This is a genomic window from Polaromonas sp., from assembly GCF_035638815.1.
Lineage (GTDB): Bacteria > Pseudomonadota > Gammaproteobacteria > Burkholderiales > Burkholderiaceae_C > Polaromonas.
In genome coordinates, this window is record NZ_DASQZG010000027.1 from 92,723 (window position 1) to 118,095 (window position 25,373).

Sequence of the window (25,373 nt, forward strand, 5' to 3'; positions counted from 1 at the left end):
CGGCCCTATAAGGGCAGAACCTTCAAACGATCCACATTCAGAGCGCGCATCGATCAATCGAAGCTGCGCACTGGTTTTGGGATGGCGGCCGTATCTGCACTCGCTGCGTGTCGCGCCGTGAAGAGACACAACAACGGAGCCACCGCAAACCCACCAAACAAGGCGAGGGCCGCACCAGCGGTGCCCTGCACACCGCCAGGGCTGCTCAAGCCGCCAAGGTTGGCGACCAGGCCCGCCAACGCTGCGCCCATGGCGGTGGCAAACAGCTGGACGGTCATGATGGATGACGCCGCCAGGTTTTCTTCGCCCGGTGGCGCAATTTGAAGCACGCGGGTGCTCAAGTGCGGCCAGGCGATGCCCACGGCAAAGCCGAGGGCCAGCATGGCGAGACAAATCGGTACGAGCACCTGCCAGCTCCCGTTGCTGGGCGTGGGTACCCATGCGGCCAACGCAAGCATGCTGGCCAGAGCGACGGCAGGTGCCGTCCGTATCGCCAGTGTGATGCGGCCGCCTGTGGCACCCGAACTCATCACGGAGCCCAGTGTCCAACCTGCGGACATGATGGCCGCCAGATACCCAGAGGCCAGCGGCGACTTCGCATGCAGCACCTGGAAAAAAAGCGGTGCAAATATTTCGGTGCAGGTAACGGTTACGGCCAGCAAGGCCATGGTGACGTAAAGGGCACCCAATGCTGCACCACCCCGCAAGGCGTCTTTGGGCAAGAGGCGGGTGCTGGCGCGTTTTTCAACGGCGAACAGCGAGGCGGCAAGAAGCGCTGCACTCAGCACGCCCGCTATATTCCACACCGCGTCGCGGCTGACGCTGCCTGCAGACACGGCGATCACCGCACTTGCCAGCAACACAAGTTGCACCCACGGCACTGGCGAGGGCACTTTTTCACGGGTGTCGCGCCCGGGAATTACCGCCAGCGCGAGCAAAGTAAAGAGTCCCGCCGCCGGAACCAGGGAGCCAAACGCCAGGCGCCAGGCATCCATCTGGGCAAACACGCCACCGATGGCGGGCCCAAGAAGCGTGGCCACGCCCCACATGCCCGACAGCACAGCGATTGCACGGGGCCACAGGGCCTCGTCGTACACCAGGCGAATCATGGCGTAAGGCAGCGCCAGCAGCAGGCCGCCGCCGAAACCCTGTACAAAGCGCCCACCCAACATGACGGGCATTGAAGGCGCCAGCGCGCAGGCCAGGGAGCCCAGCGCAAACACCAGCGCACCGGCCACATACGCAGCACGCGGACCAAATTTTTCAAGCAGCTGGCTGGCCAGCGCAGCGCTGATGATGGAAGCGATCACAAACAGCGCCGTGTTCCATGCGTAGTAATCCAGGCCGCCAATGTCACGCACAACAGACGGCAGGATGGTGGTGCCTATGTACAGGTTCACGGCATGCAGTGCCACACCACCTGCCAGAGCCAGTGTGCGGACCGCGTTCGCACCGGTCAACAGGGCCATCCAGCCTTTAGATGGATTGCTCATGACAGTTGCTCCGGTCCGAAAGCCAGTCCGTCCAGCTTGTCGGGGTTGCGCATGATGTAGATGTTGGTGGCCTTGCCTTCGTCGTTGTAGGCAAAGGTGATGGCAGCCGCGATCTCGCCGTTCGCGCGCAGCTGGATGGCGCGCCCCCCGTTGATCTCGCAAGCCACCCATTCATAAGCGCGCCAGAAGCGGGCCAGTTGTGTCGCGATAAGGGTCAGCACACTGCCCCTGCCTTGCACCACGCCTTCGATAGACGGAACCTTTCCGCCGCTGTCAGCGCTGACAGCGATGTCGTCAGCAAGGAGACTTGCCAGCGCCTCTGTGCTGCCCGCGCTGATGGCTTCGCGGAACGCGAAAAGAAGTTCGTCCTGCACCCTGGGTGGCGTCACATGCCGCACCTTGCCCTGGGCAATGCTGATGCTGGCACGCGAGACCAGCTTGCGGCAAGCGGCTTCTTCCATCTCCAGCATCTGCGCCACGTCTGCATACGGCATGTCAAAAATATCGTGCAGCAGATAGGCGGCGCGCTCTTTGGGCGTGAGCCGCTCCAGCAACAGCAAAAAAGCCATGCTGAGCGACGACGCCAGCAAGGCATGGGTCTCCGGCGTTTCTTCCGTGCGGGTGTGAATCGGCTCGGGCAGCCAGGTGCCGATGTAGTCCACACGGCTGCGTTGCGCATCGCGCAGCATGTCAATGCAGTGCCGCGTGCAAAGGGTAGTAAGCCAAGCCGCTGGTGTAGCTATGGCCGCGTGCTCGGCCCCCTGCCATTTGATGAAAACGTCCTGCAGGGCGTCCTCGGCATCGGCACGCGACCCGAGAATCCGGTAAGCCAAGCCAAACAAGTGCCTGCGCCTATCTTCAAAGACGGCGACGGGGTCGATGTTTACCACGGTGCAAGCCTCAGTGTGCCGAGATCTGGATGCGGTTCCAGAGGTTGATCATCGCAATGGTCGCCGTGAGGGCGCCGATCTCCTTGTCAGAAAAAACCGCACGCAGCCGGCCACGCAGGCGCGCGTAGTCGGTTTTGGGGTCAAGCAAGGTCAGGGCTTCCGTCCAGGCCAGCGCCGCTTTCTCAGCTTCGCTGAAATCACTCACATGCGCCCAGACGATCAGGCGGTCCAGCCTGTCGCTGGTTTCCCCATCGTCACGTGCCTCGCGGGTATGCATCTTCACGCAAAAGCCGCAGCCGTTGATCTGGGAGGCGCGCAGTTGCACGAGATGATGAATTGTCTTGTCAAGCCCATACTGGTTGACCGAGTCGTGCACCTTGACCAAGGCGGAAAAGATCGCGGGCACAACGGCGTCGAAACGAACGGGAGCGGTATTGGAGGCGGTAGCAACTGTCATGGTGTTTTCCTTTAAAAGTTGGAGGGAACACCGTATTGACGATTGAGCAGGTCTGTTTGTGACGTGTGAAGAACTGAAAACAGCGGCAGCTGAAAAAAGGATTCGAGACCGTGAAAAGGCCCGCTGGGTAGCCAGGGAGTTTGCTACGCTTTTAATAGCTGCCAGCGCGAGCAAAACAAGTGCAAAGGGCAAAAATGGTAGGCAACCTTCTTTCCAGAATCCAGGGCTTCAGTCCCGCTTTGCCCACTCCAAAAACTCCGGCTGATAGCCCTTTGACTTTAAAAAATCTGCCATGGCGTAGCCAGTGCCAGCGGGCCAACATTTCACGTCTTCGTGTGCGTAGAGCTTGTAGTCCACCAGCTCTGGAGAAAGTTTTACCTCGCCGTGGCCCACTGCGCTGTAGGCAATGATGATCTGGTTCATGCGCTGGAAGTCGTAAACGCCGATCAACTTGAGGTCGGTCACGTCGAGATTGGTTTCTTCCTTCACTTCACGCGTGATGCCGCCCTCGGGCGTCTCGCCCGCTTCCATAAAACCGGTGATGAGCGCATACATCTTGGCCGTCCAGGCTGCGTTGCGCGCCAGAAGGATCTTGCCCTGATGTTCAATCACCGCGGCCAGTACGGGCACCGGGTTGTTCCAGTACGTGAAGTCGCAGGCAGGACAGCGCAAACGCGCTTTTTCGCCACCATCTTCCATCTGGGTGACCATGGCTAGCGGGGTCGCGCAGCTGGGGCAATACTTGAATTCTTGGGTCATGGGTTCACATCTTCATCTTGCGAAATTTCAAGGATGTCATCCCGGACCTGATCCGGGATCCATGCCGCGGGAACCACTGTTGTGGCTTGTGAGGCATGAATTGCGGGTCAAGCCCGCAATGACAGAGGCGTCGGTCAGGCTGGAAACACACCTGTCGAAAGGTAGCGGTCACCACGATCGCAGACGATGAAAACAATCACCGCATCTTTCACCGTCTTGGCAATCTCCTGGGCCACCCAGCAGGCGCCCGCGGCCGAGATGCCAGCGAAGATGCCCTCTTCGCGCGCCATGCGCCGGCACATGTCTTCTGCGTCAAGCTGACTGACCAGCACCAGTTCGTCCACGTGGCTGGCATCGTAAATTTTTGGCATGTAGGCTTCTGGCCATTTGCGTATGCCCGGTATGCGGGAGCCTTCACTGGGCTGCGCACCGATGATTTTGATCGCAGGGTTTTTCTCTTTCAGAAAACGCGACACGCCAGTGATGGTGCCTGTTGTGCCCATGGCGCTGACGAAGTGTGTGACCTTGCCGCCGGTGTCGGCCCAGATTTCCGGGCCAGTGGTTTCATAGTGGATGCGCGGGTTGTCGTCGTTGGCAAACTGGTCCAGCACCCGGCCCTTGCCGTCCTGCGCCATTTGCTCCGCCAGATCACGCGCGTGCTCCATGCCGCCACTTTTGGGCGTGAGGATCAACTCGGCGCCAAAGGCCTTCATGGTTTGTGCGCGCTCGATGGACAGGTCCTCCGGCATGATCAGCACCATGCGGTAACCCTTGATGGCTGCGGCCATGGCCAGCGCAATGCCGGTGTTGCCGGAAGTGGCCTCGATCAGTGTGTCACCGGGCCGGATGTCGCCACGCTCTTCCGCACGCTTGATCATCGACAGCGCGGGGCGGTCTTTCACCGAGCCAGCGGGGTTGTTACCTTCGAGTTTTCCAAGGACAACATTGTTTCGCTGTGCGTTGCCTTCGGCCTGGATACGTTGCAGAGCCACCAGCGGCGTTTTACCGATGGCGTCTTCGATAGTGGGGTAGGTCATACCCTGCACTGTGCCATAATTCGCCTCTTCGCTCCTTCCGCCCGGGTGGTGAAATTGGTAGACGCAGGGGACTCAAAATCCCCCGCCGAAAGGCGTGCCGGTTCGATTCCGGCCCCGGGCACCATAGCAAAACTGCTATGAATGAGTATTACGTTCTGCGCCACAAAATCATTGCGCAGCACAATGCCAGCTTTCTCCAGATCAGCAGGAACTTATTGTCCTGATACCAGCGGCACCAACCCCAGGACCCAATCCCTCACCGCCTTGACAGTTGGACTCTCCCGCTGCGCCTCCGGATAGACCAGGTGAAAGGGCTCGCCCTTGAACTCGGGGCCAAAAGGGCATACCAAGGTGCCCTGCCGCAATTCGTCGCTGATGAGCGCGCGGCTCATGAGCGCCACGCCCTGGCCGGCGATTGCGGCAGAAATGGTGTGGGTTTCGTCCGAGAACACAGAGCCGACTGAAGGGTCCAACCCACGCACTTTCGCCAGCTTCTGCCAGCCCGTCCAGCTGATGGGCGCGCTCCTGGCGTTGCATGATTCAAAGTGCAGCAGCCCATGACGCTGCAGATCCAGTACCCGCTTGAGCTTGAGCGCCGGACTGCAGGTTGGCACAAAAACGTTGTCAAACAATTTATGGGCGACCAGCCCCGGCCAGCGGCCGCTGCCGTAGCGGATGGCAATATCGGCGCTATGCCCGTCCAGTGCAACAGGCTCGTGTGTCACATGAATGCGCAGGTCCAGGCCCGGGTGCAGCTCGCTCAGCCGACCCACATGGGGAAGCAGCCACCGCGAAGCTACCGCTGGCGTGGTGGACAGCGTGACGTGCCTGCGTTGTGGAACGGCGCGCAGACGGGCCACGGCACCGGCCATGGTGTCAAAAGCATTGCCCACATCGTCAAGCAGCTCACGCCCTGCGGCGGTCAGCTCCAGCTGCCGCGGCTTGCGCAAAAACAGCTGCACGCCCAGCCAGTCTTCCAGCGTGCGCAACTGGTGGCTGATAGCAGTAGCGGTGACGGACAACTCCTCCGCTGCGCGCTTGGCACTGCGGTGCCGGGCCGCAGCCTCGAAGGCGCGCAGGGCAGAAAGTGGTGGCAGGGTGCGGGCATTCATGGATGAGAAAAATTATCAGGTATGCGCAAGGAATGATCAGTTGTCGGCAGTCAGGCTAACCGTTAAATTATTCCATATCCGCGGGTAACACATGATTTCAACTCATCCGAAAGAGACTCCAATGACCAAACTTCTGCACATCGACTCCAGCGCCCGGCCAGGCCGCGCCGGAGAGCATCCACACGGATCACAAACCCGGCGCATGACCCATGCCTTTGTCACGGGCTGGCTCGCAGCGCGACCGGACGACGTGGTGACATACCGCGATCTCGGCACCATGCCACCCAGGCCAGTGCATCACGAATGGATTCCTTCCGCATTCACGCCGGAGGCACAGCGCTCCCCCGCCCAGCATGCTGCCCTGCGGGAGAGCGATGCGCTGGTGCATGAACTCCAGGCAGCCGATGTGGTGGTGATCGGCATGCCCATGTACAACTTTGGGATGCCGTCAGCATTAAAGGCCTGGGTGGACGGCATCGTGCGCGTCGCCCTGACTTTCAATTTCGACCCGAAACTCGCCGACCCGTACATTCCCCTGCTGGCGGAAAAGCCTCGCCGGGCCGTCGTGCTGACCTCGCGCGGCAGCCGCGGCTATGATGCAGGCGGGGCGCATGCCGCCATGAACCATGCTGACACAGCGCTGAGGGATGTGCTTGCTTTCGTCGGCATCACCGACGTGCAGGTGATTGCGATAGAAGGTGAGGAAGTCGGTGGAGAGGTACTTGCGGACTCGGCGGAGCAGGCGCTTCGCAGGATCGACATGCTGCTGGAAGACTGGCTGCCAGTCGCGGCCATGCCGGCGTGATGGTCCACGCCGGGAACCTGCTCCGATACCCGCGACTCTTATTGCACCCGCTGAACATCCAGGGTGGACAAAGCTGGTGCTGCATTCCCCCATGACTGGCGAATATACGTGGTGAGAGCCGCAATCTCCTCATTGCTCAGGACCTGCTTGAAGGGAGGCATCCCGAATGGGCGCGGGTTTCCAGGTGTGCTGGGGTAAAACCCGCCCCGGCGAATGATCTGGACCAGATTATTTGGCGAGTCGAGCAAAACTGCACGGTTGCCGGCCAGGGCGGGATACATGGACGTCGCGCCCTGCCCTTTGTCGCCGTGGCACGCGGCGCACTTCTGGTCGTAGATTTTTGCACCGCGAACCATGACATCGGACGATGCTCGCGGGGCGTCTTTTTTCTCGGTCTCGTGCACGGCAATCGAGGCCAGATACGCCACCATGGCTTTCAAGTCTTGCTCACTGAGGTATTGCGTGCTGCTGTAGACCACGTCAGCCATGGGCCCCGACACCCCGCCATGGGAAGCAACGCCATCCTTGAGAAGTTTCACTGCATCTGCAGGCGACCACTTTTGCAGTCCAGCCTCGTTGGGGCTCGCCAGCGAAGGGGCGTACCACGCCTTATCCGGCATCAGGCCACCAGCGAATTCAGTGTTGAGGCTCGTGCCCCCCAGGAAGTTGCGGCTGGAATGGCAAGCCGCGCAATGCGCCAGGCCATCAACCAGGTAGCGGCCGCGCTGCCATTCAGCAGTCCTCCCGCCTGGCGCCTCCAACGTGCCTGGACGGAAGAACATGGCCCGCCAGATGGCCAGCGCCGCCTGCGTGTTGTAGGGAAAGCGAAGTTCATGTGCGCGGTTGGCCCGCTCAACTGCGGGGATGGTGCGCAGGTAGGCAAAGAGCGCGTCGGAGTCTTCACGCGTGATGTTTGTGTAGCTCGGGTAGGGGAAAGCCGGGTACAGCAGCCGGCCGTCCTTGGACCGCCCATGGTGCATCGCGCGCCAGAACTCGGAATCAGTCCAGCTGCCCATCCCGGTTTTTGGGTCCGGGGTGAGATTGGATGCGTACACGGTGCCGAAGGGGGTTTGCACGCCGTGACCGCCCGCAAAATCCGTTCCGCCGGCGGTGCTGTGACAGCCCATGCAGTTTCCCGCGCGCGCAAGATAGGCGCCTTTTTCCACGAGCGAAGGGGCGGCTTTGGGGTCCCGCCGCTGATCGCCGTGGAGTGATTCCTCACCCCGCACGTTGAGCCATGCGACAAGGATGACGATCAGCACCGGACATGCGATCGCGAGCAGCACCCCGCGAATCCATCGGCGTCTGGACGAGCGCGGCTTCGCGCTCACGGATTCAGGCCTCCACAACGCATGGGTAGTGCTTGTCGGGATGGTGGCGCAGGGTGTGTCCCGCTGGGAAGGGTCTGCGCCGAAAGCCACTTCGCCATCACCGAGACTTCTTCAGGCGTAAGTAGCCTCGCCACTTCTGCCATGCAGTCGGGCGCCGTGGCCTTGCGGTTCCCCGTTCTCCACGCGCCCAGTTGGGCAACCAGGTAGTCAGCCGGCAGTGTGAGAAGGCCGGGCATTGCGGGCATCATCCCGGCCATTTGCGAGCCATGGCAAGTCGTGCAGGCCGCAAGCCCGCGATCCGGCGCACCGCGGAGAACCAGGTTTTCCGCCATCCGTTGCTCGGCAGAGGTCAGGGTGCTTGCCTTCGCGCTGGGGTAAGGCAAATCCAGCTGCGAAAAATACCTGGCGATATCTCTCAGATAGTCGTCAGACATGTGCTGAACGAGGTGGTTCATGGCTTCATACCTGCGAAGCCCGAGTTTGAAGTTTTGTAGCTGGTTATAGAGATAGCCCGCCGGTTTCCCGGCAATACGCGGGAAGTAGCCCTGGTTCGTAGCCCGGCCCTCCCGCCCGTGGCAAACCACACAGGCCTGCATCCGTTGCGCCATGGTGTCCTGAACCGCAGGAACCGTGGTTTCCACAGGCAAAGTCTGCGCGTGGAGCGCCCCTGCGCCCGCGAAGAGGACAGCGGCAGTGGCCAAGCGAAGCATGGTGCGCATTACCCGGTCCGCAAACTGGGTACTCAGCGCGAGGCGATCTTCATTCATGATGTTCATAAGACTTTATCTTTGCCGTCTCTCCACTGACTGCGCCAGAGCGAGCGGCATTGTGCATGGTACTTGGCCCAGTGCCGCGCGCCCTGAACCCCACCATTTATGGGGGTCAGCCGGGACTGGACAAGATGCCCATCTGCAGCACTTGCAAGGCAAGGGATTTAGGCGCATTCTTGCATCGGGCTTTCCACCCCCTTCAGGAGTTCCCCATGCGCTCAACACCACAATGGCTCTCGCGTCTTGTTGTCCCCCTGGCCTCCGCTGCCTTCTTGAGCGTCTGCGCAGCGCATGCCGCGTCCGTACAGCCGGCGGCGCCGCAGGTCATGATGGACGCACTGGCAAAGGCGAATGCAGCGGTGGTCGGTGTCAAGGTCACTGCGGCCGCAGACGCACGATCTGCTGAAACCCTGGGCGTGCGGCGTACCGGCTCGGGCGTGGTCATCGGGTCTGACGGTTTGATCCTGACCATTGGCTACCTCATGCTGGAAGCCGAACAGATTGAAGTCATCACCCAGGACAACAAAACCATCCCCGCGCGCGCGGTGGCCTACGATCTGGCCACCGGCTTCGGGTTGCTCAGGCCCCTCTTGCCACTGCGCGGCATCAGCAGTGCCAGCCTTGGCAGCATCCAGAGTCTGCAGCCCGGCGACCCGCTCATGGCTGTCACCGGTCCGCAGGCCAACGACGATGGAGATGTCAGCATGACGCGTCTGGTGAGCAAGCGGGCCTTCTCCGGCACCTGGGAGTACCACATCGAGTCTGCGCTGTTTACCAGCCCGCCCATCCAGGCCAACGGCGGCAACCACAGCGGTGCGCCGCTGTTCAATCAGCGAGGCGAATTGCTGGGCATAGGCTCGTTGTTCGTCTCCGATGCCACCGGGCAAAACATGCGCATGCCCGGGAACATGTTTGTGCCGGTTGATTTGCTGCGCCCCATCCTCGCGGAGTTGCAGCAGTCCGGTACCAGTGGCAAAAGCCGCCGGCCGTGGCTGGGCCTGACATCCAACGACCAAAGTGGCCGGATTCAGATCCTGCGCGTCAGCAAGGACAGTCCGGCGCAACTGGCAGGGCTGGAAGCGGGCGACGTGGTGCTGGCGGTGGACGATGCCAAAGTGGCGACGCTGGAGAATTTTTACAAAAAGCTGTGGGACCGCGCCGCGCCGGATGCCGAGATCAAACTCACGGTGCTGCAGGGCGCTGACATCAAGACCATTGTGCTGAAGGCGCAGGACCGCATGCTGAGTCTTAAAAAGCCTTCCGGGATTTAATTCTCAAGCAAAATTGGCACTTTGCCCTTTAAGCACGGGCGGTGGTAGCTATTATTTTGATAGCACATTGGGCAGGCCGTCAGCCACTGTCGGGTAGCGCAGCCGCACCCGCAGCTCCTGCTTCAGGCGCGTGTTGTCCAGGCGCCGCGACTCGCTCATGAAACTCAGCAGCATCAAAGGGAGCTCTTCCTGGGCAGTGTCGCGCGCCACGCGGGGTGGCCGGGGTAGCTGGTACAGGTCAGCCGCCAGATCAAAGTAGTCACCCATTTTCAGTTGCGTGTCATCGCTGGCATTGGTGATGCGCTGTGGTTTGCCGCGCCACAACGCTGCCACACAGGCGCGCGCCAGATCGTCGGCATGGATATGGTTGGTGTACACGTCATCCAGCTGCGCGAGCACGGGTGTGCCCTTGATCAAACGGCCACGCGGCGTACCGCCTTCACGATCGGGAGCGTATATGCCGGGAATGCGCAGGGTGTGCACACGCACGCCACTGGAGCGGCCAAAAAAACGCACATGACTTTCTGCATCCACCCTTCGCTGCGCACGGGGCGTATGGGGGTTGACGGCACGGGTTTCACGCGCAGACTCGCCCTTGCAGTCCCCGTAAACCCCGCTGGTCGATCCGTACACCAGTGCCTGAGGCAAGCCGCGCAGCCGGAGTACCCGCATCAAAGTCAGCGTGCGCGGGTCACGGCGCCAGTCAGGCATGTTGTCGCCCGGTGGGGGTGGCGCAAGGTGAAGCACACGCGTCGCCAGGCCCGCCAGCCGCCGCAAGGTGGCGGGCTGGTCCAGGTCGCCGCGCAGGGGCACGATGCGGCGGGCGCGCAAGGCGGCCACCCGGTCAGAGGAAGAGGTCAGCGCCAGCAAGTGCACGCGCGCAGGCAATTGATCAGCCACACGCAAGCCGACGTCGCCGCAGCCGACGATGAGGACACGTTCACGCCGGAAACGGAAAGGCAGGGCACCGAGGGGGTTTTGGTTTGAAGGCAAAATTGGGGGCTGTGCTGCAAAACAGCAAAGCAAAAAAAATAGCGGATAACGCCTGAGGATACCCAATATGACTTTTAACGTCACCGTGCTGCCGAGTGGCCGGTCTTTTACTGCCAATCCGGAAGAGACCTTGCTGGCAGCGGCCATTCGCCAGGGAATCGGCTTGCCCTACGGCTGCAAGGACGGCGCGTGCGGATCCTGCAAGAGTAAAAAAATTGATGGCCAGGTGACCCATGGCCCGCATCAGATGAAGGCGCTGTCCCATGAGGAAGAGGAAGCTGGCTTCATTCTCACCTGCTGCGGCGTTGCGCAGTGCGACCTGGTGATCGAGTCGCGACATGTGACCGACGAGAGCGCATTCCCGATCAAAAAAATGCCAAGCCGCGTGAGCAGCATGGCGCGCGCCTCGCATGATGTGATGGTGGTCCGGCTGCAGTTGCCTGCCAGCGACGTGTTCAAGTACCACGCCGGGCAGTACGTTGAGTTTTTGTTGCGCGATGGCGACCGACGCAGCTACTCCATGGGCAATGCGCCGCACATGCAAACCACCAACCCGGGCATTGAACTGCACATCCGTCACATGCCGGGCGGCAAGTTCACCGACCAGGTCTTTTCCACCATGAAAGAAAAAGACATTCTTCGCATTGAAGGCCCGTATGGCAGCTTCTTCTTGCGCGAAGACAGCGGCAAGCCCATGGTGTTGCTGGCTTCAGGTACCGGCTTTGCGCCCATCAAGGCGCTCATCGAGCACATGCAGTTCAGAGGCATCACGCGTCCTGCCGTGTTGTACTGGGGTGGCCGCCGCCCGGTTGATCTGTACATGAGCGAGTGGGTAGAGGCCAAGTTGGCCGAGATGCCGAACCTGAGCTATGTGCCAGTCATCTCTGACGCCTTGCCTGAGGACAACTGGACCGGTCGTACCGGGTTTGTTCACAACGCCGTGCTGCAAGACATCCCTGAGTTGTCTGGCCACCAGGTGTATGCCTGCGGTGCGCCCATCGTCATTGAATCGGCGCAAGCGGCCTACACCGCGGCGGGCTTGTCCGACGAAGACTTCTATGCGGACTCTTTTGTCACCGAGAAAGAAAAGGCCGAGGCGACCACCTGACGCGTGCCCGGTAGTGGAATGTCATAGGTTGGGCTGCGGTGAATTCTTGCAACAATGGCCACCATGACCCAACCTTCCTTCCCCCTCTCCCGTACTCGCCGCCTTGCCATGCTGGCTGCGGCGTCGCTGGCCCTGACCACCACACTGGCGCAAGCCCAGCCCAAAGTCATGCGCATCGTGGTGCCCTACGCACCGGGCGGGCCGATCGATGTAACGGCACGCCTGATGGCCGAAAGGGTGAAGGACTCGCTGGGCACCGTCATTATTGAAAATCGCCCCGGTGGCGGCGGCAACATTGGTGCCGATGTGGTGGCCAAGGCCGCACCCGACGGATTGACCATTGGCATTGCGGCCGTAGCTACCCATGCCATCAACCCATGGTTGTACAACAAGATGCCGTACAACGCGGCAACAGACTTTGCACCCATCACGCAAATGCTGCGTGTGCCCAATGTGCTGGTCATCAATGCAGAGACCGCCAAACGCCTGAACATCAACACCCTGGCTGACCTGATCAAGTACGCCAAAGCCAATCCGGCCAAACTCAATTACGGCAGTGGCGGAAATGGCAGCGCGGGCCATCTCGCTGGCGAAATGTTCAAGGCGCAAGCAGGCATTTTCGCGCTGCACATTCCGTACAACGGTGGCAACCCGGCGCAATTGGCCTTGCTGAGTGGGCAGGTTGATTTCAATTTCGATAACCTCGCTACCGCAGCGGCCAACATCAAGGCGGGCAAACTCAAAGCACTGGCGGTGACCACAGCTCAACGCAGCTCAGTGCTCCCCGAAGTTCCAGCGGTGGCCGAGACGCTGAAGGGCTTTGAAATTGACACCTGGTGGGGCCTGGTTGCGCCAGCGGGCACCCCCAAAGACGTGGTCACTAAATTAAATCAGGCCTTTGTTGCGGCGCTGAATTCACCTGAGGCCAAAACCCGTTTTGCCGCCTTGATGGCTGAACCAGTGGCCAATACGCCCGAGCAATTTGGCGCGTTCATGAAAAGTGAATTGGTGAAGTACGAAAAAGTGGTGAAGGCTTCCGGCGCCCGGGTGGACTGAACGCACCCGTTATGTGGCTTTCAGGCTCAATGCCTGAAGTGACGCACACCACTGAGCACCATCACCACACCGCGCTCATCAGCAGCGGCAATGACTTCCTCATCGCGCATGCTGCCTCCGGGCTGAATCACGCAGCTTGCGCCCACGTCAACCACGACGTCCAGGCCGTCGCTGAAGGGGAAGAAGGCGTCGCTGGCCACGGCAGAGCCCGTTAGTTCAAGACCAGCATTGGCGGCCTTGATGGCGGCGATGCGTGCCGAGTCAATGCGGCTCATCTGGCCCGCACCTACGCCCAAGGTCATGCCGTCGCCACAGAACACAATCGCGTTGGACTTGACGTACTTGGCAACCTTCCAGGCGAACAACAGGTCCAGCAACTGGGCCGGAGTCGGTTGCAGTTTGCTGACCACTTTGAGGTCGGCCAAAGCCAGCTCGTGGTTGTCTGCGGTTTGCATCAAGAGGCCCGAGCCGACGCGCTTGACGTCCATCAGGTTGCGACCCTGCTTCCATGCGGTGTCTCCACCGGGCGGCAGATCAATCTGCAAAATGCGCACGTTGACCTTGGTCTTGAACACCTCCAGCGCCTCGGGCGTGAAAGCGGGAGCCATCAACACCTCCACAAACTGTTTGGAGACCTGTTGCGCAGCAGCTTCGTCCAGCGTGCAATTGAACGCAATGATGCCGCCAAAGGCTGAAGTCGGGTCAGTTTTGAAAGCCTTGGTATACGCTTCAAGCGGGTTTGCGCCAACCGCTACACCGCAGGGGTTGGCGTGTTTGACGATCACGCAGGCCGACTCCTGAAAACTCTTCACGCATTCCCACGCGGCATCCGCGTCGGCAATGTTGTTGTAAGACAGCTCTTTGCCCTGGAGTTGTTTGGCGGTAACCAATGAACCGGGCGCGGGATACAGGTCGCGGTACAACGCGGCCTGCTGATGTGAGTTTTCCCCGTAACGCAGATCCTGCACCTTGACAAAGCGGCCATTGGCCTGGCCGGGAAACATGCCCTGGCTGCCGTCTGCCTGAATGCCCGAGAGATAGTCGCTGATGGCGCCGTCGTACTGGCTGATGCGGTTGAAGGCTGCGACGGATAAAGCGAACTTTGTCTGCTCAGTCAGCTTGCCATCGGCCCTGAGTTCATCAAGGACACCGGCGTACTGGGAGGCGTCGGTTAGCACTCCCACATCTTTCCAGTTTTTGGCAGCCGAACGCACCATGGCCGGGCCGCCGATATCAATGTTTTCAATCGCATCTTCCAGCGTGCAACCGGGCTTGGCAACCGTGGCTTCAAACGGGTAGAGATTGACAACCAGGAGATCAATGGTGTCGATGTTGTGGGTCTTCAGCGCGGCCATGTGCTCTGGCAGATCGCGACGAGCCAGCAAACCACCATGGACGTTGGGGTGCAGTGTCTTGACACGGCCGTCGAGCATTTCCGGAAAACCGGTCAGGGCCGCTACCTCCGTCACCGGCAGCTTTTCGTCAGCCAGCAATTTGGCGGTCCCGCCTGTGGAGATCAGCTTGATGCCCAGCGCATGCAGCGCGCGTGCAAATTCAACAATACCGGTTTTGTCGGAGACGGAAATCAGGGCGTTCATGTTTTTCTTCTTTGATGAAAAGGATGGGGATTCGTGTCGCAGCGGCTTAATTGGGTGGCTCGATTGAGCGGCCTACTTGATCAGCTTGTGCTCCAGCAATTTTTTGCGCAGGGTGTTGCGGTTCAGCCCCAGCCACTCGGCTGCACGGGACTGGTTGTGGTCAGCTTGTTGCATGACCACTTCGAGCAGCGGTTTTTCAACCACCCGCACCATCATGTCGTACATGCCGTCCGGCTCAGTGCCGCGCAAATCCTTGAAATAGCCTTCCAGGCTGGTTCGTACACATTCTTCTATATGTTTTTTGCTCATGCGAGCTCTCCCTCAATCGTCTTGTCTTGTATCGCCTGGGCATCCGCACCTACCGGCATCCGGTCCATGCGCGCGCCCAAAACATCAAAAAAATCCGCAACACCCTGCAGTTGCGCTTCGCAGTCCTCGATGAGGTTCATGCGTCCCCGAAAATCTTCCCCGCCCGGCAGCGATTTCACATACCAGCCTATGTGCTTGCGCGCCGTACGCACGCCAGTGAAGGTGCCATAAAGTTCATAGTGATCCACCAGGTGATCCAGCAACAGGCGTTTGACTTCTGCCACCAGCGGCGGCGCAAGATGTGTGCCCGTCTCCAGGAAATGGGCAATTTCCCGGAAAATCCAGGGCCTTCCTTGCGCAGCACGGCCAATCATGACTGCGTCTGCACGGGTGTAGGCCAGCACATCGCGGGCTTTTTCCGGGGTGGTGATGTCGCCATTGGCCACCACTGGAATACGCACGGCGGCTTTGACGGCGGCAATGGTGTCGTACTCTGCATGGCCCTTATAACCCTGCTCGCGCGTGCGGCCATGCACACTGAGCATCTGCACACCCGCAGACTCAAACCCGAGCGCCAGAGCGACAGCATTCTTGTGCGACTCTGCCCAGCCGGTCCGCATTTTCAAAGTCACAGGCACACCCCGCGGTGCGCAGACAGCCACCACGGCCTCCGCAATCGCCAGGGCCAGCGGCTCGTCCTGCATCAGGGCGGAGCCTGCCCACTTGTTGCAGACTTTTTTGGCGGGACAACCCATGTTGATGTCGATGATCTGCGCGCCACGATCGATATTGAACGCTGCGGCCTCGGCCATCATCAGTGCGTCTGTTCCGGCGATCTGCACGGCAATCGGTGCAACTTCACCATCATGGTTGGCACGACGGGATGTTTTGAGCGTGTCCCACAGATCACGGCGCGACGTCACCATCTCGCTGACCGCATAACCCGCGCCCAGCGATTTGCACAATCGCCGGAAGGGTCGGTCTGTCACCCCGGCCATCGGTGCAGCAAACAGATTGTTTGCCAAAACGTAGGGGCCGATGTTCATGGGGGGCTGGTGATGAATGCTGAAAAAGGAGGCACGATTGTAGCTGCCTAAAATTTCAGCAATCGAAATTTGCACACGGAGTTGTAAGCGCCTTCCCTACAGCTTCAACCCAGGGTGCTGCCTATACTTATTGCAAATGGAACTGTGGATACAACAACTGATTGAAGCGCTGGCGCTGCCCCAGTTCGGCTTGAGCACAGTTTTTGTGGTTTCATTTATCTCTGCGACCTTGCTCCCATTGGGCTCGGAGCCTGTGGTCTTTGGACTGGTCAAGCTCAACCCCGCCATGTTCTGGCCCGCCATTCTGGTTGCCACAGCGGGAAATACCTTGGGGGGCGCACTGGACTGGTGGCTGGGCTACGGCGCGCACAAGGTCGTTGACAAGTACTCACACTCGTCACATCACGGACGTGCCATCCGCTGGCTGGAAAAGCTCGGGCCGAAAGCTTGCCTGCTGGCCTGGTTACCGGCAGTCGGCGATCCACTATGCGCGGTCGCTGGATGGTTGAAATTTCCGTTCTGGCCCTGCGTGTTTTACATGGCGATAGGGAAATTCGCGCGCTACTTCCTGATGACGGGCGCGCTGATCTGGGCCTTCCCCGGTGGCTTCAAGTTTCTGGGTGCCTGAACAGCAGGCGACTAGAACTTCTCGTGGGGCTGCAAGTAGCGCCACTGCCCAACCGGCAGGCTGCTCATGGGCACACGCCCGACGCGGATGCGTTTCATGCTCTGCACGCTCAGGCCCACGGCTTCACACATATAGGCGATCTGCCCCGGCCGCTCGCCCTTTAAAGCAAAGCGCAGCCTGGTCTCGTTTTGCCAGCTCACCTTCGCGGGTGGCAACAGCACCCCATTAAAGGTAAATCCGTGCTCGACACGGTTCAGGCGCGCGAGACCTCCCGAAACCAGGTCTCCGGTGACTTCAACAATGACTTCATGCTCCATCACAGATGCATCTTCGCTGAGCTTGCGTGCAATACGCCAGTCCTGCGTGAAAACCACCAGCCCGCTGGCTGGCGTCGCGAGCGGCGTTGCCAGCGTGTGGGCGTTGAAATGTTTTTTGAGTGGCCGGATATCGGATACGTCCATCTTGAAATGGTTGTCCACATTCAGGAGTGAAGCCGCACCCTCTGCGCGGCTAGAGGGCGCATCCAGACCTGCTTCGTAACCGGCGGGTTTGTGCAGCAGCAACGTCACCGCCGTCGGCGCCAGCAAGCTGGCATCAGCGTCCACTTCAATCTTTTGGGCCAGTACGCGGAACTGCGGCTCTTCAACCACCTCGCCATCCACGCGCACCCAGCCACCTTCGATGTACTGCTCGGCCTCGCGGCGCGAGCATGCCAGCATTTCAGCCAGACGTTTGGCGAGGCGGACAGGTTCGTTCATACGGCCTGCGTGCCTCTTTCAGGCCGCCGTCGAACCGGCTCCGCCGGGCGACAGGGGGCGTCCCCTGCAAGGGGAGGATGGGCTACACGCAGTGAGCCCAGGCAGGGGTGTATCCATCTAGCTGCTAAAAAGGAAATTCATCACGTCGCCATCCTTGACCACATACTCCTTACCTTCGCTGCGCATCTTGCCCGCGTCCTTCGCGCCCTGTTCACCTTTAAAAGTGATGTAGTCGTCAAAGGCAATGGTTTGCGCGCGGATGTAGCCCTTTTCAAAATCAGTGTGGATCACCCCTGCCGCTTGCGGGCCAGTGTCCCCGACATGAATGGTCCAGGCGCGCACTTCCTTGACGCCTGCCGTGAAGTAGGTCTGCAGGCCGAGCAATTTGAAAGCAGCCATGATCAGGCGGTTCAAGCCTGGTTCGTCCTGCCCAATTTCGGCAAGGAACATTTTTTTGTCCTCTTCTTCCATATCAGCCATTTCGGCTTCCATCTTGGCGCAGATGGCGACCACGGGCGCATTTTGCGCGGAGGCGTAAGCCTTGAGGCGATCCAGAAAAGGATTGTTTTCAAAACCGTCTTCCGCCACGTTGGCCACAAACATGGCAGGCTTGGCGGTGATCAGGAAAAACTGGGACAACAGCGGTAATTCTTCCTTGCTGAACTCCACGGTGCGCACGGGTTTGGCCTCGTTGAGTGCCGCCTGGCACTTCTCCAGAATGGCCACCAGTTTGACGGACTCCTTGTCGCCAGAGCGCGCGGTCTTGGTCACGCGGTGCAAGGCTTTTTCCACGGCTGCCAGATCGGCCAGACACAGTTCTGTCTGGATGACCTCAATATCAGAGATGGGATCAACCTTGCCCGCAACGTGGATGACGTTGTCGTCTTCAAAGCAGCGCACCACATTCACGGTCGCGTCGGTTTCGCGGATGTGCGCGAGAAATTTATTGCCCAGGCCTTCGCCCGTGCTGGCGCCTGCCACGAGTCCGGCGATGTCCACAAACTCGACAATCGCCGGAACAATGCGCTCGGGCTTGACGATCTCGGCCAATTGCGTCAACCTCGCGTCAGGGAGCTCAACAACGCCGACATTCGGTTCGATGGTGCAAAACGGGTAGTTTTCCGCAGCAATTCCCGCTTTTGTCAAAGCATTGAACAAGGTGGATTTTCCGACGTTGGGCAAGCCCACAATTCCGCACTTCAAACTCATGAGAAACCTTCAAAAACAGGCTGAGAAGTGTATGCGATACGCCAGGGGGCATCTGGCGGCACTGCTGTTGACCACATTACTGAGTCTTCTGGCGGGCCCCGGCCAGGCCCAACCGGTGCTTGTTCTCGATGATCAAAAACCTGAAGTGAACCTTCAGGCAAGCGGCCTGGTGTGGATTGATCCCACAGGGGATACCACCATTGGGCAGATGGTTTCAGGCAAAGACCGCCCGGTCATGACCGCTGCAAGACCTGATGCCATTCACGCACTGGGACCGCAGCCCGCCCTGTGGCAACACTACCGCATCAGTAAGCCTGCTGGCTCCCAGCAGGACTGGTTACTGGAATTCCCCTTGCCGCTACTGGATCTGGTCACAGTGTTTCAAAAAACAGAGGGGAACGGCTGGGAAGGCATGACTGCAGGCGATACCCGGGCCGTTTCCAGCTGGCCCGAACCAGGCCGGTATGCGCAATTTCCGCTGCTTCTGTCTGCCGACCGCGTAAACGATGTGTATGTGCGCATTCAGCATGTCACAAGGGTCAACATTCCGGTCAATGTCGTTTCCCGCAGCGAACGAAGCCATCGCCTGCAGCTTGAATACCTGATCATCGGCGTGGTGTTTGGTGCCCTGCTCTTGCTGATTGTGGCGGGCGCGGCGCAAAGCTGGGTATATCGGGACGTTGCCTACGGCTGGTACGCCGTTTATGCCGCCATCATGACGCTGGTTGTCGCCACGACCAGTGGCATGGCCGGGCACTTGTTGTGGAGCAACTATGCAGCCTGGAACAATGCCGCGCAGGGCTTTCTCGGTCTGCTTGGAGGCAGCACAGCCCTGCTGGTGATCCGCAGCCTTTGCGCACTGTCGGGTCGACACCACCGGTTTGATCTTGTCGCGTATGGAACAGGCCTTGCAGGGCCCGCTTTTGCGCTGGTGTATCTTGCGATGGACCGGCAGTGGGGTGTACATCTGCTGGCCGCCTATCTGAGCGCGGTCGTCATCCTGGGCTTAGCGACCTCGTTTCTTGCCTGGCGGAAAAAAGATGTTGTCGGGGCTTGGGTGCTGGCAGGATTTACGCCGTTGGCCATGGCCACCTTGCTGGTGATTGGACGCATTTTCGGGTGGGTACCAACTTCCTGGCTTTCGCAGTATGCGCTGATGCTTTCGCTGGCCATCGAAGTCCCCATGCTGCTCGTGGCGCTGAACGTGCGGTCCCGAGAGAGGCATGGCATTGAGGCCCGTGAGCAGGCGATGTCCAGCCAGGACGCACTGACGGGGCTGCTGGCGACCCACCTGTTCGATGACAGGCTCAGGCAGGTGGTGTCGCGCGCCAAACGCTACAAGGAACCTGCGGCGGTGGTTTATATCGAGCTGGTGAACTATGGCTACGTCAAACGGACCTACGGCATCGCGGTGGCCGAGCAAAGCCTGTTGCGCAGCGTGATCAAACTGCGCCGCATTCTGCGCGATGTAGATACCGTGGGGCGGGTCGACGAAGCCCGCTTCGGGCTCATCATGGAAGGCGTGTCATCCCGGGAGCCAGTCACTGAGCTGGCTGCACGCCTGATCGCAGCCGGTTTGATGCCACTCAAGGGCCTCAAACCGGAAGTTGTGCTGCAGTTTCACGTCGCCTGTGTTGTGCTTGACGAGCGGTTGATGGATGGGCCTGAGCTGTCGCAATCGTTATCTGATCTTTTGGCCAGCATGGCCGCGCGCACCCGACGGCCCATCCGTTTCCTTGAGCCGGAGTTGACACGGCCCATGATGCTGGAGCCTGACTCCATGATGGATGACAGCGATACCGCCAGCGAGCCGGCCCGGCAAGTGGCATAACAGTCCCGCGTGCCTTAGGCAAAACAGTAGTTGGCCTTGACGGTCTGCCCCACCTCAAGCAGGTAATCGGTTCCCTGAAGAACGATCAGGTTCATGCCGAAAGTAACGGCGCCATTGACCCTTGCATCCTGACGGTAGGTCTGCAGCGTGTCGCCTACCTCGGGGCTTACCAGGGCGGTCAACGGATCAACGTTTGGAATGGGGCAACGCGGGCACGGCTTGACGGGTTTGAGACGCGCCGCGCCCTGCGCCGTGCTGATTTCCAGCAGATCCAGTCTGTCTTCATCATGCGGTGACAGATCGGCGCCTTCCACCTTATTTCCCAAAACAATATTCGGTCTGAAGCGCTCCATACCCACAGCCGGGGAACCGCGCGCGGCCAGTTTCTCATTGAACCCGTCCAGCGACGCCTGGCTGATGACCAGCACGGGATAACCATCGCTGAACTGGTTCAGCGCCTCAACCTCCCCCGTCCAAAGACGGCTGCTGGCTCGTTTGTGCTCCGGATCAAACCGAACGAGACGCACTCGGGTGCCGAGGAAATCGCTGAACCACTGCGCCGCGATCGGTCCCATGTCATAGGCCTTGACTTCGTCGCCCCAGATCTGGACGCGCACCGGCGCCTCAACCTGGTCCAGCGCCACATGAAGTGCCAGCATGCCGGGCGCGCGCAACACCATGTCGTGGTGCTTGAGCTGTGGCTGTATCAGGGCCATGCGCGGAAATTCGCGCTGGGTAACAAACACCCCCTGTTCATCGACCACCATCCAGGCGCGGTCAAACTCCAGCCCTGTTTCAGTCAACAAGGCTTCCCTGACCTGAACACCCGCACAGGATTTGACGGGATAGACCCACAAGCTGGCGATCGTCGCCGTGACGTCGGCGTCCGCGGCGCCAGATGTGTCGCTCAATGATTCGCTCACTTGCCTGTCCTTCAAAAATCACGCCAATCGCGGCGCATGCCCGATTTTGCCTTGCCTTCTAGAATGAGCCATGTCCAAGCCTTTTGATGTTTGTATTCGCGGTCATGGCGTGGTGGGCCGTACGCTCGCCCTGCTGTTGGCTCGTGAGCGTTTGCGTGTTGCAGTGGTTGAGCGTCCCGTCGCCGCCAACCCCCCACAACACCCCCTTTTGCAAGACGTGCGTGCCTACGCGTTGAACAGCGCATCACGCCAGTTGCTGGAGTCACTCAGGGCGTGGCCGCAAGGCGCCTTTGCCACTCCGGTGCGTGAAATGCGGGTCTGGGGCGACGACGGCGGCCGGCTCGATTTTTCGGCGCAACCAGAAAGCGATTCGGCTCTGGCCTGGATTGTTGACGTGCCTGCGCTGGAGCAGCAGATCGCCGAGGCCTTGCGCTATCAGTCAGAAATCGAAACCGTGGCCGAACCCGTGAAGGCCGCGCTTCAGGTCGTCTGTGAAGGACAAAAAAGCAGCAGCCGCAATGAGTTTGGCGCGGTGTGGACCTCCCGGCCGTATGCCCAGAAAGCCATCGCGGCGCGCCTGCAGAGTGACCAGCCCCACCGCGGCGTGGCCCGCCAGTGGTTTGGTCAGGGTGAAATACTCGCTTTGTTACCGATATCCGGCGCAGATGGGAACTCCGTGGCGCTGGTCTGGTCTGTCTCCATGGAGCGGGCAGCCGCGCTGGAAAAATTGTCGGCGCAAGAGTTTGCAGTCGCAGTTCAGACGGTCTGCCATACGGATGGCATGGAAGTCGGTCGGCTGACCTTGAGTAGCGGACTTTCGAGCTGGCCCTTGACTTTGTCCAGCGCCGAGCGCTGGACAGGCCCGGGCTGGGCTCTCGCGGGGGATGCAGCCCACACCGTGCATCCGCTGGCGGGACAGGGCTTGAATCTGGGCCTGGCCGATGCGGCCGGTTTGGCGGAAGTGATCAGGGGGCGCGAGTACTGGCGCGGCCTCGGAGACGAAAAGTTGCTCCGCCGTTATGAACGCGCGCGCAAGGCCGACGTCGCGGCCATGGGTGCAGTGACAGATGGATTACATGGCCTGTTTGCGCAAAACGATGTGCGCTGGCAGGTTTTACGCAATTGGGGAATGAATGTTTTTGCGGGCAGTGGCCCCATCAAGGCCTGGGTCACCCGACAGGCGATGGGGCTTTCGCCGGTCAGACCTGGCAAAACCGGGCCCTGAGACTTCCACAGTGGCGCGCCGCAAAGCATCCCATTTCTGATTGCATCAACAGGAAAGTAGTCAGTGAAATTATTCAAATCAATTGCCAGCGGAGCGATCTTCGCCTTGAGCGTCGGCTCTCTCTGGGCGGATGAAGCAGCGATCAAAAAAAACCTGGCCGAGCGTATTCCCAACCTGCCGAAAATTGAGGAAATCAGCAAAACGCCCATGCCCGGCCTGTACGAGTTGCGTACCGCTGGCGGCGATATTCTTTATTCGGACAGCGAAGGCAACTATCTGGTGCAGGGCACTTTGTGGGACACCCGGCAGCGCCGTGACCTGACCGAAGAGCGCATCCAGAAACTCAATGCAGTGGCGTTTGACGCGCTCCCTCTCAAAGACGCTTTCACCATCGTGCGCGGCAACGGCAAGCGAAAGCTGGCGGTGTTTGAAGACCCCAATTGCGGCTATTGCAAACGCTTTGAACGGGACATGCAAAAGGTCACCGACGTCACGGTGTATATGTTTCTCTATCCCATCCTCGGGCCCGAATCCACTGAGAAATCCAGAAATATCTGGTGCGCCAAAGACAGGGGCAAGGTCTGGCTGGACGTGATGGTGAAAGACCAGCCGGTCCCGGCGGGCAATTGCGACGCCAGTGCATTGGCCCGAAATGTGGAGTTCGGCAAAAAACACCGCATCACCGGTACGCCCACCCTGATTTTTGCCGACGGCTCACGGGTGCCGGGCGCCGTCAGCGCCCAGCAGGTTGAGAAGCTGTTGAGTGAAGCCAAGGCGCCTTGAGAAGCCTGATGCGGCGTTTGTAAGCAAAACATGGGCCTAGCCCTTTAACAACGGGACAAGTTTGCTATGTAATTTATAGCGAATCAATCAAGAGATGCCCGCCCCGACTGATTTCCGTCCATGAGAGGGCGTTGCTGTATTCTTTTGACCTATGCCTCAAAGCCCATCCAAGCCGCGCTTGCCAACATCCTCAGCCATCACCTACCGGGTTGAGATCGCTGATCTTCACGCCCACCTGTTTCGCGTTGCGCTGACCATTGCCCAGCCCGCCGCGCTGCAGAGACTCACGCTGCCGGTCTGGATTCCGGGCAGTTACCTGGTGCGGGAGTTTTCCAAGCATCTGCAAGGTTTGCGCGCCAAACAGGGGACCCGTTCCATCCCGTCCAGACAAATAACGCAGCGCGACAAATGCAGCTGGGAGGTCGCCTGCGTGGCAGGCAAGCCCCTGGTTGTGACTTATGAGGTTTATGCCAACGACAACTCGGTGCGCACAGCGTGGCTGGACGCGAACCGGGCCTTTTTCAATGGCAGTTCGCTTTGTCTGCAGGTTGAAGGGCAGAGCCAGGGTCCTCATCGTCTTGATATCGCCGCGTCGCCTGCCTCCCCGGTCTGGGACGTCGCCACCGGTCTGACCCCGCTGAAAGTCAACAAGCGGGGTTTTGGTAGTTACCTGGCTGCCAACTACGACGAGCTTGTGGACTGTCCCGTCGAGATGGGGGCCTTCTGGAGCGGCAGCTTTACGGCCTGCGGCGTACCCCACCGCTTTGTGGTGGCCGGGGCGCCGTCCGGCTTTGATGGTGACAGACTGCTCGCGGACAGCCAGAAAATTTGTGAAGCACAAATCCGCTTTTGGCACGGCGGCAAAAAGCCGCCACACAAAAACTACCTGTTCATGCTGAATGCGGTCGATGACGGCTACGGCGGGCTGGAACACCGCAACTCAACCGCGCTGATCTGTACACGAAAGGACCTGCCGCGGGTCGGCGACAGCAAAACATCCGAGGGTTACACCACGCTGCGCGGCCTGATCAGCCACGAATACTTTCACACATGGAACGTCAAGCGGCTGCGCCCGGCCGAGTTTGCGCAGTACAGCTACAACGGCGAAAACTACACCCAGCTGCTCTGGTTTTTTGAAGGGTTTACCAGTTACTACGATGACCTGCTGCTGCGCCGCGCTGGCCTGCTTGACGATGCAGGTTATCTGAAGCTGCTGAACAAGACGATCAACCAGGTGATGCAGACGCCCGGGCGCCTGATCCAGTCGCTGGCGCAGGCCAGCTTTGACGCGTGGGTGAAGTACTACCGTCAGGACGAAAACACTCCTAATGCCACCGTCAGCTACTACACCAAAGGTGCGTTGGCGGCGCTGTGTTTTGACCTGAGCCTGCGCGCAGACAGCAAAACCGCCACGCCACCTGCACTCGACGATGTGATGCGCGCGCTGTGGCAGCGCTGCGGCGCCGGCCCCATGAGCGAGGCGGACTTTGCAGCCGCCTTGCAGGAGATCGGTGGTCGCTCCTACGCAACCGAAATCGCGAGCTGGGTGCATGACACGGGCGAATTACCACTGGAATCGCTGCTACAAGCCCACGGCGTGGGCGTGTTGCATGAACCAGCACAACTGGCGCAAGCCCTTGGACTGCGTGTGCAGGAAAGCAATGGCGTTCTCATCAAGACTGTCATGCGGGGCGGGGCGGCCGAGCGCGCTGGTTTTGCAGCAGGCGATGAATGGCTAGCCATTGAGCCGCTCCCCGGTGCCAGGGGCAAAAAAGGGCCCGCCGCAAGCCAGGGCTGGCGCCTGACCAAGCTTGAAGATCTGACGATGTACGCTGGCACGCAAAAAAAGGTGACCGCGCTGGTGGCGCGGGACAAACGCCTGCTGCGCCTGGACCTGTCGCTGCCATCCGGCGTGACAACATGGCGTTTGATCGTGCGGGATGCAGCGATGATAGGGCGCTGGCTCGCGCCCGCTACCTGA

The 25,373-nt window shown here is 60.1% G+C and carries 24 protein-coding genes and 1 tRNA gene; 10 read left to right on the forward strand and 15 right to left on the reverse strand.

Features of this window, described 5'->3' with window-relative positions; genetic code table 11:
- Nucleotides 1-53: 53 nt before the first annotated feature.
- The 5 genes from VE934_RS16630 to cysM form a co-directional block, all read right to left on the reverse strand.
- Nucleotides 54-1,493, reverse strand: coding sequence for an MFS transporter (locus VE934_RS16630; protein WP_324889560.1), 1,440 nt, complete (start codon nt 1,491-1,493; stop codon nt 54-56).
- The gene (gene sigJ, locus VE934_RS16635; protein WP_324889562.1) at nt 1,490-2,383 is read right to left on the reverse strand and encodes an RNA polymerase sigma factor SigJ; all 894 of its coding nucleotides are present in this window, start codon (nt 2,381-2,383) and stop codon (nt 1,490-1,492) included. Before sigJ ends, VE934_RS16630 begins: the two co-directional genes overlap by 4 nt.
- Nucleotides 2,384-2,393: 10 nt before the next feature.
- Complete coding sequence (locus tag VE934_RS16640; RefSeq protein ID WP_324889565.1) at nt 2,394-2,840, reverse strand: carboxymuconolactone decarboxylase family protein; 447 nt, start codon at nt 2,838-2,840, stop codon at nt 2,394-2,396.
- A gap of 228 nt (nt 2,841-3,068) precedes the next feature.
- Nucleotides 3,069-3,599, reverse strand: coding sequence for an NUDIX hydrolase (locus tag VE934_RS16645; RefSeq protein ID WP_324889568.1), 531 nt, complete (start codon nt 3,597-3,599; stop codon nt 3,069-3,071).
- A 134-nt stretch (nt 3,600-3,733) separates the two neighbouring features.
- The gene (cysM, locus tag VE934_RS16650; protein WP_324889570.1) at nt 3,734-4,636 is read right to left on the reverse strand and encodes a cysteine synthase CysM; all 903 of its coding nucleotides are present in this window, start codon (nt 4,634-4,636) and stop codon (nt 3,734-3,736) included.
- A gap of 39 nt (nt 4,637-4,675) precedes the next feature.
- Here cysM and VE934_RS16655 point away from each other — a divergent pair.
- Nucleotides 4,676-4,760, forward strand: a tRNA-Leu gene (locus VE934_RS16655).
- An 88-nt stretch (nt 4,761-4,848) separates the two neighbouring features.
- On the opposite strand, the gene gcvA is transcribed toward VE934_RS16655, so the two are convergent.
- Nucleotides 4,849-5,748: a transcriptional regulator GcvA gene (gene gcvA / locus VE934_RS16660; protein WP_324889572.1), complete on the reverse strand. Its 900-nt coding sequence runs from the start codon at nt 5,746-5,748 to the stop codon at nt 4,849-4,851.
- Between the two features lie 121 nt (nt 5,749-5,869).
- Here gcvA and VE934_RS16665 point away from each other — a divergent pair, with 121 nt between their 5' ends.
- A complete protein-coding gene (locus VE934_RS16665; RefSeq protein WP_324889574.1) occupies nt 5,870-6,553 on the forward strand; it encodes an FMN-dependent NADH-azoreductase in 684 nt (227 codons plus the stop codon).
- Nucleotides 6,554-6,591: 38 nt separating this feature from the next.
- Here the strand turns inward: VE934_RS16665 and VE934_RS16670 are convergent, their stop codons facing one another.
- Both VE934_RS16670 and VE934_RS16675 read right to left on the reverse strand, forming a co-directional pair.
- Nucleotides 6,592-7,884 carry a c-type cytochrome gene (locus VE934_RS16670; protein WP_324889575.1) on the reverse strand — a complete coding sequence of 431 codons (1,293 nt, stop codon included), beginning with the start codon at nt 7,882-7,884 and terminating at the stop codon, nt 6,592-6,594.
- Nucleotides 7,881-8,651, reverse strand: a complete 771-nt coding sequence (locus VE934_RS16675) for a cytochrome c4 (protein ID WP_324889577.1) — start codon at nt 8,649-8,651, stop codon at nt 7,881-7,883. The genes VE934_RS16670 and VE934_RS16675 overlap by 4 nt, the downstream gene beginning before the upstream one ends.
- A gap of 215 nt (nt 8,652-8,866) precedes the next feature.
- Between VE934_RS16675 and VE934_RS16680 the strand changes: the two genes are divergently transcribed.
- Nucleotides 8,867-9,925: a S1C family serine protease gene (locus VE934_RS16680; RefSeq protein WP_324889579.1), complete on the forward strand. Its 1,059-nt coding sequence runs from the start codon at nt 8,867-8,869 to the stop codon at nt 9,923-9,925.
- A gap of 51 nt (nt 9,926-9,976) precedes the next feature.
- On the opposite strand, the gene VE934_RS16685 is transcribed toward VE934_RS16680, so the two are convergent.
- Nucleotides 9,977-10,918: an NAD-dependent epimerase/dehydratase family protein gene (locus VE934_RS16685; RefSeq protein WP_324889581.1), complete on the reverse strand. Its 942-nt coding sequence runs from the start codon at nt 10,916-10,918 to the stop codon at nt 9,977-9,979.
- A 67-nt stretch (nt 10,919-10,985) separates the two neighbouring features.
- Here VE934_RS16685 and VE934_RS16690 point away from each other — a divergent pair, with 67 nt between their 5' ends.
- Nucleotides 10,986-12,026, forward strand: coding sequence for a CDP-6-deoxy-delta-3,4-glucoseen reductase (locus VE934_RS16690; RefSeq protein WP_324889583.1), 1,041 nt, complete (start codon nt 10,986-10,988; stop codon nt 12,024-12,026).
- A 108-nt stretch (nt 12,027-12,134) separates the two neighbouring features.
- Complete coding sequence (locus tag VE934_RS16695; protein ID WP_414693873.1) at nt 12,135-13,082, forward strand: Bug family tripartite tricarboxylate transporter substrate binding protein; 948 nt, start codon at nt 12,135-12,137, stop codon at nt 13,080-13,082.
- 26 nt (nt 13,083-13,108) lie between these two features.
- Here VE934_RS16695 and purH read toward each other — a convergent pair whose 3' ends face one another.
- From purH to dusB, 3 genes are all read right to left on the reverse strand, one after another.
- Nucleotides 13,109-14,680, reverse strand: a complete 1,572-nt coding sequence (gene purH / locus VE934_RS16700; protein ID WP_324889587.1) for a bifunctional phosphoribosylaminoimidazolecarboxamide formyltransferase/IMP cyclohydrolase — start codon at nt 14,678-14,680, stop codon at nt 13,109-13,111.
- A 72-nt stretch (nt 14,681-14,752) separates the two neighbouring features.
- Nucleotides 14,753-14,989: a Fis family transcriptional regulator gene (locus tag VE934_RS16705; RefSeq protein WP_324889589.1), complete on the reverse strand. Its 237-nt coding sequence runs from the start codon at nt 14,987-14,989 to the stop codon at nt 14,753-14,755.
- The gene (gene dusB / locus VE934_RS16710; RefSeq protein WP_324889591.1) at nt 14,986-16,035 is read right to left on the reverse strand and encodes a tRNA dihydrouridine synthase DusB; all 1,050 of its coding nucleotides are present in this window, start codon (nt 16,033-16,035) and stop codon (nt 14,986-14,988) included. Before dusB ends, VE934_RS16705 begins: the two co-directional genes overlap by 4 nt.
- Before the next feature lie 136 nt (nt 16,036-16,171).
- On the opposite strand from dusB, the gene VE934_RS16715 reads away from it, so the two are divergent.
- A complete protein-coding gene (locus tag VE934_RS16715; protein WP_324889594.1) occupies nt 16,172-16,663 on the forward strand; it encodes a YqaA family protein in 492 nt (163 codons plus the stop codon).
- An 11-nt stretch (nt 16,664-16,674) separates the two neighbouring features.
- Here VE934_RS16715 and VE934_RS16720 read toward each other — a convergent pair whose 3' ends face one another.
- A complete protein-coding gene (locus VE934_RS16720) occupies nt 16,675-17,421 on the reverse strand; it encodes an rRNA pseudouridine synthase (protein WP_324889596.1) in 747 nt (248 codons plus the stop codon).
- A 117-nt stretch (nt 17,422-17,538) separates the two neighbouring features.
- Nucleotides 17,539-18,630, reverse strand: coding sequence for a redox-regulated ATPase YchF (gene ychF / locus VE934_RS16725; protein ID WP_324889598.1), 1,092 nt, complete (start codon nt 18,628-18,630; stop codon nt 17,539-17,541).
- Between the two features lie 31 nt (nt 18,631-18,661).
- Between ychF and VE934_RS16730 the strand changes: the two genes are divergently transcribed.
- Nucleotides 18,662-20,461 (forward strand): sensor domain-containing diguanylate cyclase, encoded by a 1,800-nt coding sequence (locus VE934_RS16730; protein WP_324889600.1) that lies wholly within the window; start codon nt 18,662-18,664, stop codon nt 20,459-20,461.
- 14 nt (nt 20,462-20,475) lie between these two features.
- On the opposite strand, the gene VE934_RS16735 is transcribed toward VE934_RS16730, so the two are convergent.
- Complete coding sequence (locus VE934_RS16735) at nt 20,476-21,384, reverse strand: MOSC domain-containing protein (RefSeq protein ID WP_324889602.1); 909 nt, start codon at nt 21,382-21,384, stop codon at nt 20,476-20,478.
- 70 nt (nt 21,385-21,454) lie between these two features.
- On the opposite strand from VE934_RS16735, the gene VE934_RS16740 reads away from it, so the two are divergent.
- From VE934_RS16740 to VE934_RS16750, 3 genes are all read left to right on the forward strand, one after another.
- Nucleotides 21,455-22,609 (forward strand): FAD-dependent monooxygenase, encoded by a 1,155-nt coding sequence (locus VE934_RS16740; RefSeq protein WP_324889605.1) that lies wholly within the window; start codon nt 21,455-21,457, stop codon nt 22,607-22,609.
- A 63-nt stretch (nt 22,610-22,672) separates the two neighbouring features.
- Complete coding sequence (locus tag VE934_RS16745) at nt 22,673-23,392, forward strand: DsbC family protein (protein WP_324889607.1); 720 nt, start codon at nt 22,673-22,675, stop codon at nt 23,390-23,392.
- Nucleotides 23,393-23,543: 151 nt separating this feature from the next.
- Complete coding sequence (locus VE934_RS16750) at nt 23,544-25,373, forward strand: peptidase M61 (protein ID WP_324889609.1); 1,830 nt, start codon at nt 23,544-23,546, stop codon at nt 25,371-25,373.